Annotated in this window: 15 protein-coding genes and 1 pseudogene; 5 read left to right on the forward strand and 11 right to left on the reverse strand. The window is 67.6% G+C overall.

The window, feature by feature from the left end:
• Nucleotides 1-50 precede the first annotated feature (50 nt).
• From AB0H43_RS26175 to AB0H43_RS26190, 4 genes are read left to right on the forward strand one after another with little or no spacing between them, the layout of a single operon-like run.
• Entirely contained in the window at nucleotides 51-209 is a 159-nt protein-coding gene (locus tag AB0H43_RS26175) for a hypothetical protein (protein ID WP_360003358.1), read from the forward strand.
• Nucleotides 210-235: 26 nt separating this feature from the next.
• Nucleotides 236-1,762 carry an alpha-L-arabinofuranosidase C-terminal domain-containing protein gene (locus AB0H43_RS26180; RefSeq protein WP_360003360.1) on the forward strand — a complete coding sequence of 509 codons (1,527 nt, stop codon included), beginning with the start codon at nucleotides 236-238 and terminating at the stop codon, nucleotides 1,760-1,762.
• On the forward strand, nucleotides 1,762-3,450 hold the full coding sequence (locus AB0H43_RS26185) for a glycoside hydrolase 43 family protein (protein WP_360003362.1): 1,689 nt from the start codon (nucleotides 1,762-1,764) through the stop codon (nucleotides 3,448-3,450). The genes AB0H43_RS26180 and AB0H43_RS26185 overlap by 1 nt, the downstream gene beginning before the upstream one ends.
• Entirely contained in the window at nucleotides 3,443-5,116 is a 1,674-nt protein-coding gene (locus AB0H43_RS26190; RefSeq protein WP_360003364.1) for a hypothetical protein, read from the forward strand. The genes AB0H43_RS26185 and AB0H43_RS26190 overlap by 8 nt, the downstream gene beginning before the upstream one ends.
• A 392-nt stretch (nucleotides 5,117-5,508) precedes the next feature.
• Here AB0H43_RS26190 and AB0H43_RS26195 read toward each other — a convergent pair.
• Nucleotides 5,509-6,548: pseudogene (locus AB0H43_RS26195) on the reverse strand (IS630 family transposase).
• Nucleotides 6,549-6,669: 121 nt separating this feature from the next.
• Nucleotides 6,670-7,065, reverse strand: a complete 396-nt coding sequence (locus AB0H43_RS26200; protein ID WP_360003366.1) for a hypothetical protein — start codon at nucleotides 7,063-7,065, stop codon at nucleotides 6,670-6,672.
• A 312-nt stretch (nucleotides 7,066-7,377) separates the two neighbouring features.
• Here AB0H43_RS26200 and AB0H43_RS26205 point away from each other — a divergent pair, with 312 nt between their 5' ends.
• On the forward strand, nucleotides 7,378-7,719 hold the full coding sequence (locus AB0H43_RS26205; RefSeq protein WP_360003368.1) for a DUF6193 family natural product biosynthesis protein: 342 nt from the start codon (nucleotides 7,378-7,380) through the stop codon (nucleotides 7,717-7,719).
• A gap of 21 nt (nucleotides 7,720-7,740) precedes the next feature.
• On the opposite strand, the gene AB0H43_RS26210 is transcribed toward AB0H43_RS26205, so the two are convergent.
• The 9 genes from AB0H43_RS26210 to AB0H43_RS26250 form a co-directional block, all read right to left on the reverse strand.
• The gene (locus AB0H43_RS26210) at nucleotides 7,741-8,292 is read right to left on the reverse strand and encodes a hypothetical protein (RefSeq protein WP_360003370.1); all 552 of its coding nucleotides are present in this window, start codon (nucleotides 8,290-8,292) and stop codon (nucleotides 7,741-7,743) included.
• Complete coding sequence (locus AB0H43_RS26215) at nucleotides 8,289-9,032, reverse strand: methyltransferase domain-containing protein (protein WP_360003372.1); 744 nt, start codon at nucleotides 9,030-9,032, stop codon at nucleotides 8,289-8,291. The genes AB0H43_RS26210 and AB0H43_RS26215 overlap by 4 nt, the downstream gene beginning before the upstream one ends.
• Nucleotides 9,033-9,350: 318 nt before the next feature.
• A complete protein-coding gene (locus tag AB0H43_RS26220) occupies nucleotides 9,351-9,497 on the reverse strand; it encodes a hypothetical protein (protein ID WP_360003375.1) in 147 nt (48 codons plus the stop codon).
• Nucleotides 9,473-9,649 carry a hypothetical protein gene (locus AB0H43_RS26225; protein ID WP_360003824.1) on the reverse strand — a complete coding sequence of 59 codons (177 nt, stop codon included), beginning with the start codon at nucleotides 9,647-9,649 and terminating at the stop codon, nucleotides 9,473-9,475. Before AB0H43_RS26225 ends, AB0H43_RS26220 begins: the two co-directional genes overlap by 25 nt.
• Before the next feature lie 506 nt (nucleotides 9,650-10,155).
• On the reverse strand, nucleotides 10,156-10,953 hold the full coding sequence (locus AB0H43_RS26230) for a hypothetical protein (RefSeq protein ID WP_360003377.1): 798 nt from the start codon (nucleotides 10,951-10,953) through the stop codon (nucleotides 10,156-10,158).
• A gap of 23 nt (nucleotides 10,954-10,976) precedes the next feature.
• Nucleotides 10,977-11,690 (reverse strand): hypothetical protein, encoded by a 714-nt coding sequence (locus AB0H43_RS26235; protein ID WP_360003379.1) that lies wholly within the window; start codon nucleotides 11,688-11,690, stop codon nucleotides 10,977-10,979.
• 83 nt (nucleotides 11,691-11,773) lie between these two features.
• On the reverse strand, nucleotides 11,774-11,890 hold the full coding sequence (locus AB0H43_RS26240) for a leucine zipper domain-containing protein (RefSeq protein ID WP_360003381.1): 117 nt from the start codon (nucleotides 11,888-11,890) through the stop codon (nucleotides 11,774-11,776).
• 138 nt (nucleotides 11,891-12,028) lie between these two features.
• Nucleotides 12,029-13,198 (reverse strand): leucine-rich repeat domain-containing protein, encoded by a 1,170-nt coding sequence (locus AB0H43_RS26245; protein ID WP_360003383.1) that lies wholly within the window; start codon nucleotides 13,196-13,198, stop codon nucleotides 12,029-12,031.
• Nucleotides 13,199-13,225: 27 nt separating this feature from the next.
• Nucleotides 13,226-13,660, reverse strand: a complete 435-nt coding sequence (locus tag AB0H43_RS26250) for a HEAT repeat domain-containing protein (protein WP_360003385.1) — start codon at nucleotides 13,658-13,660, stop codon at nucleotides 13,226-13,228.
• Nucleotides 13,661-13,664: the final 4 nt, after the last annotated feature.

The following is a 13,664-nucleotide window of genomic DNA, read 5'->3' on the forward strand; positions in this document are numbered from 1 at the left end:
GGTCGAAGGAAACCGTCGGCGAGCGCGACACGCTTGTCCTGAGGTGCCGCGTGATCAACGCCGCGGACGGCCGCTACGGCCCCGACACTGCGACCGAGCTCGGCGACGAGCGAACGGTAACAGCGATCCCGTTCTCGACCTGGGGCAACCGTGCCCCCGGCCCGATGCGGGTCTGGCTTCCGCGAGCTCCTCGCTGGGGCCTGCAATGACGGACCACGCAGCTGATAGGAAGACAATGACGACGAACACTATCGCAGTGATCGACCTCGACCTGCCCGGCGCCACGATCAGCCGGCACGTGTACGGGCACTTCGCCGAGCACCTGGGGCGGTGCATCTACGGCGGGTTCTGGGTGGGTGAGGACTCGCCGGTCGCGAACGTGCGGGGCATCCGCTCGGACGTGGTCGAGGCGTTGCGGGCAATCTCGATCCCGAACCTGCGCTGGCCGGGCGGCTGCTTCGCCGACGACTACCACTGGCGTGACGGCGTCGGCCCGCGCGAGAGCCGCCCGCGGATGGTCAACTCGCACTGGGGCGACGTGGTGGAGGACAACGCGTTCGGCACGCACGAGTTCATGGACCTGTGCGAGCTGCTCGGTGCGGACCCGTACGTGTCGGGGAACGTGGGGTCCGGGTCGGTGGCGGAGATGTCGGAGTGGGTGGAGTACCTGACCCGGGCGGACGACTCACCGATGGCGGCGCTGCGGCGGGCGAACGGGCGCGAGCAGCCGTGGCGGGTGCCGTTCTGGGGACTGGGCAACGAGGCGTGGGGCTGCGGCGGCAACCTGCGCGCCGAGCAGTTCGCGTCGCTGGCCCGGCAGTACGCCACCTACTGCCGCAACCACGGCGGCAACCTGCTGTACCGGATCGCGGCGGGCGCGACCGAGGCCGACCTGCACTGGACCGAGACGCTCATGCGCTCGTTCGACGACCTGGCAGCGGACCGAGCCGGTTCGGCGGGCCCGTTCCAGGCCGTGTCGCTGCACTACTACACGATGGCCGGGCCGTGGTCGGACAAGGGCGACGCCACCGGGTTCAGCACGGACCAGTGGTACGTGACCATGGCCCGCGCCCGGCGCATGGAAGAGCTGCTCACCCGGCACTCCACGGTCATGGACCGCTACGACCCGCACCGCAAGGTCGGCCTGGTCGTGGACGAGTGGGGCACGTGGTGGAACGTGGAGAAGGGCACCAACCCCGGGTTCCTGTACCAGCAGAACACGCTGCGCGACGCCCTGGTCGCCTCCGTGCATTTCGACGCGTTCCACCGTCACGCCGAGCGCGTGGTCATGGCGAACATCGCCCAGACCGTCAACGTGCTGCAGGCCATGATCCTCACCGACCCCGCGAGCGGGGCGCTCGTGCTCACCCCGACGTACCACGTCTTCGCCATGAACACCGGCCACCACGACGCCGCCGCCCTCGCGGTGCACCTGCGCGGCGTCGAGACTCGCGCCGTCGGCGCGACCGAGCTGCCGCTCGTCTCGGCGTCCGCGTCGGTCAAGGGCGACACCGCCCTGGTCTCGCTGTCCAACCTCGACGCCGAGACGGACCGCACCCTCGTGCTGGACCTGCGCGGCCGCGACGTCGTCGGGCACACCGCGCGGGTGCTGACCGCCAAGGCGCTCGACGCGCACAACACTCCCGAACAGCTCGACGCCGTCGCCCCTACCGACCATGCCGGCGTGCACTCCCACCACCGGGGACTCGAGGTCGAGCTGCCTGCCCACTCCTACGTCACCGTGGCGCTCGAGCTGCGCTGATGGACCGACCGGAGGTGAACATCCGCGACGGCGAGGCGCGCGCAGACGTCACCAGCCCCGTCATCTTCGCGGACGTGCCCGACCCGGACGTCATCTTCGACGGCCGGTACTACTACATGGTCAGCACGACCATGTACTTCGCGCCGAGCGTCCCGATCATGCGCTCGGGCGACCTGGTGCACTGGTCCATCGCCGGGTACACCGCGGCGATCCTCGACGACACGGACGCGCTGGCGCTACGCAACGGCCAGGACGCGTACGGCCAGGGCAGCTGGGCAGCGAGCATCAGGTTCCATGACGGGACCTACTACGTGTCGGTCGGCAGCCTCACCACGCAGCAGACGTACGTCTACTCGACTCCCAACATCGAGCGCGGGCCGTGGACCAGGTCGGAACTCGACGGGTACGCCCACGATCAGTCGCTGCTGTTCGACGGCGACGACGTCTGGCTCGTCTACGGTGGCGGGTCGATCGACCTGCGCAGGCTGCGGCGGCACGACGACGGGACCCTTGCCTGGGACGGCCGGGCGACCCGGCTCGTCGAGGACGCCAACGTCGACCAGACCAGCGGACTGAACGCCGAGGGCGCGCACGCGTACAAGATCGGGGATTACTACTACGTCTTCATGATCGAGTGGCCGTCGGGTGGCATCCGCCAGGAGGTGCTGTGGCGGTCGACGTCGCTGACGCCGCAGTCGGCCGGCGGCGTGTGGGAGGGCCGGGTCGTGCTCAGCCAGGCCGTGACGGTCGGGGGCCGACCCGGAACCGGCGTCGCCCAAGGAGGAGTCGTCCAGACATCCGACGGACAGTGGTACGCCATGCTGTTCCAGGACGAGGGCCCGCTGGGTCGTGCGCCTCAGCTCGTCGGCGTGACCTGGGATGACGACGGGTGGCCGGTGTTCGCTCTCCATCCGCAAGCGCCCGCGGCGGCCGCACGGGCGGCCGGTGACGGGGCCGCCGTCGTCGCCTCGGACGACTTCGACAACCTCCTCGAGCGCGCGGGCCACTGGAACACGGCCAACGCGGACCTCCTGGCAGAGTCCGCCGAGAACGCATGGAACGGGTCGGACCTGGGGCTCCAGTGGCAGTGGAACCACAACCCGGACAACCGGTTCTGGTCGCTCACCGAGCGGCCCGGACACCTGCGGCTCACCACGGGCAGCATCGCGTCGAGCATCCTCGATGCGCGCAACACGCTCACCCAACGCACGCTCGGACCCGCGAGCTCCGGCGCCATCTCGCTGGACGTCTCGCACATGAAGGACGGGGACGTCGCAGGCATCTCCGCCTACCAGCGCAAGTACGGATACATCGCCGTGACGATGGAGGGCGGGACCAAGCGCCTGGTGATGCGCCGGGCGGGCGGCGACGGTGTCATCGCCTTCACCAGCGCACCGGTGCCGCTGCGGGCGGACGTCGTCTACCTGCGCGCGGACGTCGACTTCCGGGCTGCCGTCGACACGGCGTCGTTCGCGTACTCGTACGACGGCAGCAACTGGACGTGGCTGGGCGACACCCTGCGGATGCAATACGACCTCGCGCACTTCACCGGGTACCGGTTCGCCCTCTTCAACTACGCCACTGCCGAGCCCGGGGGCTACGTCGACGTGGACTGGTTCCGTGTCAGCGACCCCACCGGGCTCGCAAGCCCTACTCACCGACGGAGCGAAGGAGCTGTTCATGACTGAGCAGGCCACGTCAGCCCTGCTGATCGACGGACAGGAACCCGCCGAGGTGCCGCTGCATCATGTGTGGAACGAGTGCGTCGGTGCTGGCCGGGCGAATGAGGCGTTGCGGGCGGACTGGCAGGCGCACTTCCGCGAGGCCGTCCAGGTGCTGGGCGCGCGTTACGTGCGCTTCCACGGCCTGTTCCACGACGACATGTTCGTCTACCGGACGGACAACGGCGGCGGCTTCGGCCCGAACCAGCCGCTGCCCGAGCCGATCTACACGTTCGCATATGTCGACAAGGTGTTCGACGCGATCCTCGACGCGGGCGCCCGCCCGTTCGTGGAGCTCGGGTTCATGCCGCGCGAGCTCGCCACCCAGACCGAGACCCTGTTCTGGTGGAAGGCGCACTGCAGCCCGCCCAAGGAGATGGGCCAATGGGTCGCGCTCGTCGACGCCACCGTGCGGCACTGGATCGAGCGGTACGGCATCGACGAGGTGCGGCAGTGGCCGTTCGAGGTGTGGAACGAGCCGAACCTCGTGCCCAACTTCTGGACCGGGACGCGCACCGAGTACTTCGAGCTATACGAGGCCACGGCGCGCACGATCAAAGCCATCGACCCCCGGCTGCGGGTCGGCGGCCCGTCGACGAGCGTATTCGTCCCCGACGCCCGTTACTCCGGAGAGATCCACGACCCGTCGCTCGAGGTCGAGACCGCGGTGGCCACCGACCCCGACGAGCTCGACTGGCAGCCGGTGTGGATCCACGAGCTGATCGAGTACTGCGCGCAGCGCGGGCTGCCGATCGACTTCCTCTCCACCCACCTGTATCCGACCGACTACGCGGCGGACTCCCTGGGCAACCTCAAAGCGATCACGCGCCAGAAGGACGCCACGTACGTCGACCTGCAGGTCCTGCGCACGATCATCGAGAACAGCCCGTACCCGGATGCCGAGCTGCACATCACCGAGTGGTCGACCTCGCCGTCGAGCCGCGACGCGATCCACGACACGCTCTTCGCCGCCGCGTACATCGTCCGTGCGTTCCTCAAGGGCGCGCCGCTGGCCGACTCGATCTCCTACTGGACCTTCACCGACGTGTTCGAGGAGGGCGGCGGCGGCATCGGCCCCTTCCACGGAGGCTTCGGGTTCGTTAACGAGAACGGCCTGCACAAGCCGACGTTCCACGCGATGGCCATGCTCCACCGCCTCGGTGACCGCCTCCTGGCCGAGCTGCCCGACGGCGCCATCACCCGCTCGTCCGCTACGGGTGACGTGTCTGCCATCTTCTACAACTACCCCGCCGATATGGGCACGACGGGGCTCGCGTCCCGCAACGGCTACGCCGAGACGCGAGCTCTCGCCGAGATGGGCCCCGAGCGCCGCGTCCGGCACCGGGTCGAGGGACTGCGCCCGGGCACCGAGCTCACCGTGGAGATCCTCGACTGGGAGCACGGGAACGTCGCCGAGGCCTGGTACCAGATGGGCGCCCCGCTCAACATTACGCGGGAACAGGCCGCTGAGCTGCGCCACGTCGCCGACGGCCTCCACCGCAGCACGCTGACCGTCGGCGACGACGGCGTCCTCGACATCGACCTCACCCTGCCCGCCTGGGCGGTCGCCTCGGTCGCGCCGACGCTCCCCGGCGGCCAGCGTCCGGCGCTTGCGAAACCTGAATGGGTGTGACGACGGCTGGAATAGTCGCCGCGACTGGCGATGAAGCGCTGCGGCATGAGCAGACGGGTTCGGCGCGGTCGCGGCGAATGCTGTGTCTCGGCATGCCAGCAGCCTTTGTCGGCGACGTGGTGTTTAGGTAGGGGAGTAGCCACCGTGTATCTGGCGCCGCAGAGTCTACTTTCGGCTATCGTCTGAAAGCGTTGCAGCTCAACCGATGTACTGCCCTACATGAGCACTCGTGCGTGGCGCGGGTGCCATCGATGGGGTTCATGTCCCCCTCGGACACCCGATCTAGCTCGTTGTTGCAGGGCGATTGGTAGACGAGCGGGTGCGCGCTCTCGGCGGCTACGCCATGGATCTTGGTGCTGTGTGAAGGTCGGGCGACCTCCACACAGCTACTGCTAAGCGCCTGGCCAGAAGTCTTGCCCGTAACCCTGGGGTAGCCAGGGTGAGGTCCAGGGCGCGGCGGTGGTCAGGTTTTGTTCGAGGGTCCGGTCACGGAAGAAGGCGTGGGCCTGCCGGACCCGGCCGGCCATCGTGGCTGGTGCGGTGTTAGCGATCCACTGCTTGAGTACGGCCCAGATCCGCTCGACCGGGTTGTCCTGTGGGCTGTAGCGGGCGCCTGCGACCAGCTGCAGGCGAGGGTGCTCGGCGAGCCACCTGCGGGTGATCCCGCTGTGGTGGGTGGTGCCGTTGTCGCAGATCACGGCCACGACCGGGGCGTCGGGGTAGGCGTCCAGGAGCGTGTCGAGGAAGTAGCAGAACACGACCGAGACGTTCTTGACCGACACGTGGTAGTGCCATGCGCCGGTGGCCAGGGTTGACCGCGCCATGCAGGGTGCGGCGCACGTTGGAGCCGGGAGTCATGACCCGGTGGCGCAGGCCCATCGGGATCCAGCACGCGCGTACTCGGGCGAGCAGGTCCAGGTGGGTCTCGTCCTCGGCGAGGACGACCGACCCGGTCGGCAGCGCGGCGATGCGTGCGGCGATGTCGGCGCAGATGCGGTCGTGGTCGGGTTCGCCCTTGGCGACCAGGCGGGGTCGGCGCCAGGTGGCCTGCTCACGGATGCGCCGGTATACGGTGCGCAGACTCATCGCAGGGCGTCCGAGCGCGCCACACGCGGGCGGTGGTCCATGCCTTCGGCGTGTTCAGCAGGGTGCGGATCCGTCGCCCGATCCGGCGGCTGCCCAGCCGGGGCCGTCCGCTGCGGGGACGGTCGGCCAGCCCAGTGACGCCTTGCAGATCATGGCGGGCGATCCAGCGGCGGACCGTGGCCGGGTCGTAGTGCAGCAGCGCGGCGATGTCGGCGGCGTTCATCCCGCCGGTCGACAGAAGCACCATCACCGCTCGGGTCGCCTGGCGCCACTGGCGGTGCAGCGCGGCGACGAGATCGTGGTACTGCTCGTCGGTGACATTGGCGTACACGTGCGGAGGGCGCATACTGACCGTGGCCTCGTCTGGTCGGCTTCGTGTGTGGTAACCGAATCCAAACCCGACGAGGCCTTCACATCGGCGTACGCGTCATCTCAGGCGAGTTACGGACAAACTTTCTGGCAACCCGTTAGAGGTGCGGGTCGAACTTCGTTGCCGGCTCGTCGAGTGCCCGTTGGGCGATCATGGCGTTCACGGCTTCGAGGCCCGTTTTGATATCTGCGCCGGTGAGCTCGCGGTACATCTTCATGGCCTCGAGCTTCCGCCCAGCCTGGGCGAGTTGAGCGACTGACGTCATGCTGGATGGCAGCTGCGCCCGTCGCGGCCACAGCGCCTCGCGCCACGTCATCCCGGACACCTTGCGCAGCACCCAACTGGCGATCAGCGCCAGGACGAACAGTATGCCGACCGCGGCCAGTCGGCGCTGGCGGCCAAGAAGTCCTTCCACGACGTACATGCCCAACCCGTAAAACGCAACGGCGACCGGAAGCCGATCCGCGAGCCGGCGCAACTTCTGTCGGTCCACCCACATACCCCTCCGCCCTGCTGAGTTTCCACCATAAGGTCCAGGATCAACAGAGCGGCGGGGCGCACAGCTGGCGAGCATGGCTACGATGCCGAGGCGCGCCAGCAGCGCGTCGAGGTGGGCTGAGCTACCCCAGGGTTACGGACAAGACTTCTGGCCAGGCGCTTAGGAGATTACCCAGTCGAGACCGCGCTCCACTGCCGGGTTTCCGTGTCGCCGAGTAGATCGTCGGCACCGTCGAGCGGGCCGATCTGGCTGGAGCTCCTGCCTGATCGGCTTGTGAACGGTGTCGCCTGGCAAGATGATCTAGTGATGTCCGAGGCGCGCGATGTGGAGACCGCCTGGCGATGGCTGCTTGAGCGGAGACCGCATACACGGGGCGCCCATGAGGACGCGCTCGTGCCGATCGCTGAAGCCGCCTACCGGCATCCGATGCTCGCTCGGCTCTATCCGTTCCCGACGCGCGGGACACTCCGGTTCCTGCGTACGCCGTCGCCATGGCACGATGCCGACGACTTGCCAATCGTTGGCTACGCGGGTCCGCCGTACACGGTCTACGCCGGCAGCTATGCCAGCATTGTCGGAACGGCGTCGAATGCCGATGAGGCCGTGACGCTTATCGTGGCTCATCTGCCTGACGACGTGGTCAGCTGATTCGGCTTCGGCCTGAGCGGATCAGACCGTGATCATCTTGTTGCTGGGTCCGGACTGAGGTGGTTCGTCGGAGAGGCCGTTCTCGTCGAGCGCGTTGAAGACGTGCAGGTATCCGTTGTCGAGTTCGAGGACCAGTCCGCCCAGCAGCCAGGCGGCGGTGTCGTGCTGCTGCAGTGGATCGGGTGGATGGACTCGGCTGGTCGTGAACAGGTGCTCGCTGATGTGGACTTCGCGGATCGTCTGCCCGACGGCCCGGCTGAGCGCCGGGTGGGCGTCGCGGCGCCAGGTCAGCGACCAGTCCACCCAGGCGATAGGGGTGATGTGGACGTCGATGGTGTTCCAGGTGATCGACAGGTCGTCGAACTTCTGATTGCAGACCTCGAGCTGCCGCTCGCCGATCTGCAGGACGACCGGCAGGTCGGCGAACCACTCGTCGAGGTCATTGATCCAGACGAGCCAGGTGGCATCGATCCGGTGTCCTCGCAGCGAGCGCAGTCGTTCTCGGCGCTGTGACAGCAGGGCGGCGGTATTCGACTGCCAGTCGGGCTTCCAGCCGGAGATCTCCCATGTCATGACCGTGACCGGCTTTCGCGAACGCGGCTGGGCGTCGGCCGGCTGTAGTAGGAGTGAACGGCGGGCTGCCCGGTGTAGTTGGGGCCGGCGGTGTCGTCGGAGCCGAGGTAGGTGAACGGCAAGGTGACCTCGGCCCGTCCGCGGCGCTGGATCCGCCGGGCCCGAAGGTCGACGTCGAATCCGGCCTTCCGTAACGCGGTGGTGAGCGGCCGGCCCGCGACGCTGCCCTCCTGGAGGCGGATGCTCGTGGGGTCGAAGCTCGCCGCGAAGACCCCCGTGTCGGTCAGCCAGGCGGCGATCCGGGTCAGCACCGAGAGCTTGTCGCCGACGTAGTGCAGTCCGTGGACGCAGGTGATCAGGTCGAAGGCCACGTCTGCCGGTGGCTGCCATATGGTGACCGAGGCCGTGGCCAGGCGTACGGGCGGAACCGGGAGACCGGGTACGAAGTAGTCGACCAGGTCCACGCCGAAGATCTCCGCCCGGTTGGTGAGCCCCTCCTGTTCGAGGAGCTGAGCGGCCTCCAGCAGTGCTCGGCCGGACCCGCTGCACAGGTCGAGCCAGCGCACGGGCCGGTGGTCGTCACGTAGCCGGAGGCGGAGTTCGTCGAGCACGTCGAAGCCGAGTTCACGGCCGTACCCGTTCGAGCCGGTCAGCCCGCGTTCGCGGTTCATCGCGCAGTTGGCCACGACCGAGGAGCTCTCCAACTCTCCGTCGGAGATTAGGTCCACGTGGCGAGTCACCGCCGCACCTCCGGGACGCTACATTGATGCCTTCGGGATCATGCCTGCCCATTGCCGAGATCTTGATCTTCGTTCTCACCATTTGCCGACTCGTGGACGTGGATGCCCTTTGCCCGCCCTCGCCCCCGCGGGATCTGCACGTTGGTGGTGTGCTGTGCGCCGTGCCCTGTCACCTGTGCACGGTGCGGGGCTGCAGTGTGGTTGGGGAGTTGGACCCAGCGCTGCCCTTCACGCGCCAGGAGAGGACCGGTATTGCCGCCGGTCCGCGGCTTGCGCGCGCCTCCCACGGCGGCTACCTGCTCCACGTCTACCCGCGGGTCACTCCAGCAGGTCGGCCTCCCAGTTCGTCCGCTGCACCTGCACATCCAGGTCACGCAGCTTCCGGGCGACCGCGTCGGCCTGCGTCCGCAGCTCGGCGACCGGCAGCGCGGAGAACATCTTCAGCTCCGACCGCAACTGCCGCACCGCGACACCCCCTGGTCCCGGCCCGCGGCAGCATCCGCCGCAGCAGTGAGCACCGCGTGCCGCAGGCGCAGCACGTCGCGGCGCGCGAGGGCCTCGGTCAGCGTGCCTTCGCCTACAGCGGTCGCGGCATTGGTCCGGTTGATCCGGCCGATGAGCCTCCTGCAGACTGTCGAGTACCTCGCCCGCCTCGACCAGTAGCTGTGCCGCGTCCCGGAGTCTCACCTTCCTGGTAGCGCGCGGATCCGACAATGCGGGTGCGCAACTGCTCCACCCGGCGTACGGCATTGGCGCGCTCGGACAGTGCTTCGGCAAGCTTCATGGTCATCCCCTTGGTGACAAGATCGTCGAAGCCTATCCCTGACCTCCGATAGGAGCCCACCCAATATCCACAGCGCAGGGCGCCGATTCGGTGCTCTCTGGTAGGAGGCCACCGTGGCTGATCCACGACCGGCCGACGGCATCATACGCCTGCTCGGGCTGGAGGTCAGCGCCGTCTGCTTCGTTCGCGACTATGTCGAGTTGCACTTCGACGGACCGGTCCTCCGCGCTCTGAGCAATCCGTTCGGCCGGTACGGGTCCTGGGGATGGCGGTTCCCTGAGGACAGTTCGCCCACCGTGATGCGTTACTACATTCGCAAGATCGCCGACGATGTCGAGTTCATCCCCGACCGGCTGTTGGCGCTCGACTTCGGCGAGCACCGCTTCGCGATACCGCTGCGCGCGAGCGTAATGCGCTATCGGGCATCATCAGGCCGGGCCACAGCTTGGGATGGGAGAGTACGATCCCAACTCCGTCGTTAGTGATCATTACCTGGCTGTCGGTGGGAAGCCGGAATCGGTCGGTGGTGAAGATCTGGCCCAGGCGAGGCGCTGCGTCGAGCCACATGCTGTCAGCGGGGACACCGAACATTTCCGGATCGAGGTCCATGCGGGTGGTGATCCGCAGGCCGTCCCAGATCAGCAGGTCGCCGACTTGTTTCGGTGGGCCGGGCGTCCGACCTGCTTGCTGGATGGTGACGGTGTTCGAGTGGCCAAGCTGGGCCCACCACATTCGACGCCCAACGATCTCTTCGACCGTGGTTTTCTTGGCACGGGTCGGCCAAGTCAGCCGCGCCTGATCCACTGCGGCTGCAAGAACACCGTCGATGCCGAGGGTGACGTCCACCCGCTTGGGCGCCTCGGCCGAGTAGGCGAGGAGCTCGTGCACGGTCCAGGCGCACATGACCAACGGCCAGTCGGCGGCCGGCCAGTCGCCGAAGTACATCGCGGGGCGGGCGCAGACGGCTTCGCGCAGGGTGACGACGCACAACGTGGTGTTCGAGTAGTCGGGGCGCTGTGCCATGCCTTCGATTCTGCCGTCAACCACCCGTCGAACGAACCGGTCGATCAGCACTGCTCGCGGCCGCGAGCAGACGAGATCCAGGAAGTAAGGCAACGCCCACTGCGCAGCCAGCACGTGTCTGACCGCCTGCCGGCCGGTCAGCCAGAGCAGGGCTGATCAGCGCCCGTGGGATGCAAACGCGTCGGACGACGTGGGTGCACGTTGGCCCCCAGCTGGCGGATTTCGCGCAGGAAGCCGTCGAACCGGTGCTCGCTGGGTTCCTCGTTCTCGACCCGAGCGACCAGGAACTCGACCAGACGATCGTCGCCCAGGACCGTCGCGGCCAATGCCGCGGCTCGCAGCGGACCGGTGCCCTGTGGCAGCACGGGCTGAAATCGCCCCCGCCATCCCGGATGCGTGTCGCCGGCGAAAACCTCCTGCGCCCAGACGGTGAAGTCGCCCAGATCGTGTGGCCGCAGCAGGAAGTCGCACACCGGGCCTGCCACGTCGGCCAGCAGATCTGGTGGCAGCGGCTCCTCGCTGACCGGCAGCTGATAGTTGTGGCGCCCAGTCGCCGTCAGGGGTGTTCCACCGAGCCCGTCGTACCGGTGGCCCGCAACCGGATCGGGCAGCCCGGCGATCCCCACCCAGACCACCAGCTGCACCTGCGGCCGCGATCTCGAAGCACGAGTGTGCACGCTCAAACGCCGATGCAGGCCGTTATCGATCCGCTCGCACCGCTGTCCCGATCGAGTAAACCCATGAGCGGCCAGAACGGCCCGGTGCAGGTGGTTGATGATCCGGGCGGCGTTCCAGTAGGCGGGCATCAGCATATTGTCGTCCCATGCTGCCCACGGCGTCTGCGGGTGCACCCAGCGGCTCGGACAGCAGGCCCCTGACTCTCGGGGTGGCGTGTTTGAACCTCGGCGTGTCCGTCCATGATCTGCTGCCGCGGCTACCCGCGCCGGGCTTTCTGCAGCGGCGTGCGGGCGACCGGGCGGCCCTGGCCCACCACATGAGAGATCAGCAGGCGGCGCCCATGCAAAGTCAGACGGGCGTTACGGTGGTGCACGGGACCTCCGGTCGGTGGTGGGCGTCAGCAACTCACACCCAACTGGAGGTCTCCTCTTTGATCAAGGCCTCCGCGTCAACAACGCTCATGGGTATTACACCTAGAGCACCAAGAGGTGCCTCGACAGAACGCTGCCTGTTACCAATCGCGTACGCTCTCGACGCCGGCGATGAGGTGTTCGCGGATGGTGCCCAAGGAGCGTCCGTATTCTGCTTCGGCATCATCGATGATGAGGCGAAGCGTATCGAACAGGTCCTCTCGTTCAACGGTTTCAATGAACGGGTTGCGGCCGCCGTCAAGCTGGTTGAACGCCTCCCCGAACTGGCGGCCCAGCTCGGCGAACCGCGATCCGTTGAGTCCGCCGGTCGATGAGGCGAGCTCGGCGAAGACCGCACGGCGGGTCGCCTTGTACTGGGCGACGGACTTGCGGAATCGGGCTGTGCTTATGTGTGAGCGGCCGTCCCAGTCGCGCAGCGGGTTGTCGCGGTTTTCCGCGACCCAGCCCGGCGATCGGGCGCCGGTGATCTCCAGGAACGTGCCGTGGAGAATCTGCGGTGTCCATGCTGTTCTCGTGGCGGCAGCGTAGTCCGCCGGCACGCTGTACAGCTCAAGCATCTCTAGGCTCGGAACAGCAGCCGGCGAAAGGCAGTCGGACGCCGACATACCGAACAGGTTGCTGATGTACAGCGTCCGGAGACGAGCGAGCTGGTTGAGGCTGGCCGCGTTGGTGAGGTCGCCGAGGTTTCCGGATAGCGACAGGCGGGTCAGGTTCGGGAAGAGGTCGACCACATCGTCGGCGTCGAGGCTGTCAACCTCGGTGACCGAGACACTCCAGAGGTCGGGGAACGGCTCGGAGCGCAGGGCCAGGTCGGCGATCTCGGTTCCGAAGAACGTTCGTTCGCCGGGGTGGTGCGAGATGCGTTCGCCCTTGTCCCACCGTCGCTGGCGCGACAGCCGGTCGCCGATGTGCCAGCCTGCCGAATACGCGTTCGATGTCCGGTCGTGCAGCAGCGGCACATTCCCGATGATCTTGTAACCACGGGGGAGGAGCCATTCGTAGTTGCAGTGTGACAGTTGGCCGGCCCACGCGTGGTGGGTCAACCTGAGCGGGGCGAGTTCGCCGATTTCGTCGACCGAGTCGGGTTCGGGTCCCGACCAGTCGAGGTCCAGTACGCCTGCGGATGGCCACGTCGGATCCAGGTCGGTCACCTGCGCCGCTGTCCATTCGCCCAACGCTTCGGCGTATGCGGCGACGATGTCGCCCGGTGCGATCGGTCGTGGCGGTGCCGTCGTGTGCTTGCGGGTCACAGGCCGCATCGTAGCGGCGGCATACGACTACGAGGGGCTGTCGCGTCCGGCAAGCTCGACGAGGGCGTCAGCCGCGTAGCCACGCACCGCCGGGTCCGGGTGGTTGAGGAACGCTTCGATCGTGGCGCGGGCTTGCGGGTCGTGAGTAGCGGACAGGATGTAGAGAGCGTGCTCGAGCAGTCGCGGCGACATCGACGCCAGCATCGGCTCCAACGGACGGAACAGCTCCAGGTTCAGGGTGTGATAAGTGATCGCTTCGCCGAGAGCGTTCAGAGCGGACTCTCGTACGTCCCGGTCGGATTCGACGCCGAGCAGAGCGACCAGTTCCCGGACGGCTAGCTCGGTGTCGCCTTGGGCCAACGTCGTGTAGCGCAGGAGGTCGGCGAGGTGTTCCGCGGCAATGTCACGTTGCCGCGGGTCGGCGTCGGTGAGGCCGGCGAGCGTGGCTTGCAGGTGGTTCATATCG

This window comes from Hamadaea sp. NPDC050747, assembly GCF_040654195.1.
Classification (GTDB): Bacteria; Actinomycetota; Actinomycetes; order Mycobacteriales; family Micromonosporaceae; genus Hamadaea.

What these genes read in the sequence shown, in the direction of transcription:
- AB0H43_RS26180 (WP_360003360.1), top strand. Translation starts at nt 236, where the DNA reads ATGACGACGAACACTATCGCAGTGATCGACCTCGACCTGCCCGGCGCC.
- AB0H43_RS26185 (WP_360003362.1), top strand. Translation starts at nt 1,762, where the DNA reads ATGGACCGACCGGAGGTGAACATCCGCGACGGCGAGGCGCGCGCAGAC.
- AB0H43_RS26190 (WP_360003364.1), top strand. Translation starts at nt 3,443, where the DNA reads ATGACTGAGCAGGCCACGTCAGCCCTGCTGATCGACGGACAGGAACCC.
- AB0H43_RS26205 (WP_360003368.1), top strand. Translation starts at nt 7,378, where the DNA reads ATGTCCGAGGCGCGCGATGTGGAGACCGCCTGGCGATGGCTGCTTGAG.
- AB0H43_RS26210 (WP_360003370.1), bottom strand. Translation starts at nt 8,292, where the DNA reads ATGACATGGGAGATCTCCGGCTGGAAGCCCGACTGGCAGTCGAATACC.
- AB0H43_RS26250 (WP_360003385.1), bottom strand. Translation starts at nt 13,660, where the DNA reads ATGAACCACCTGCAAGCCACGCTCGCCGGCCTCACCGACGCCGACCCG.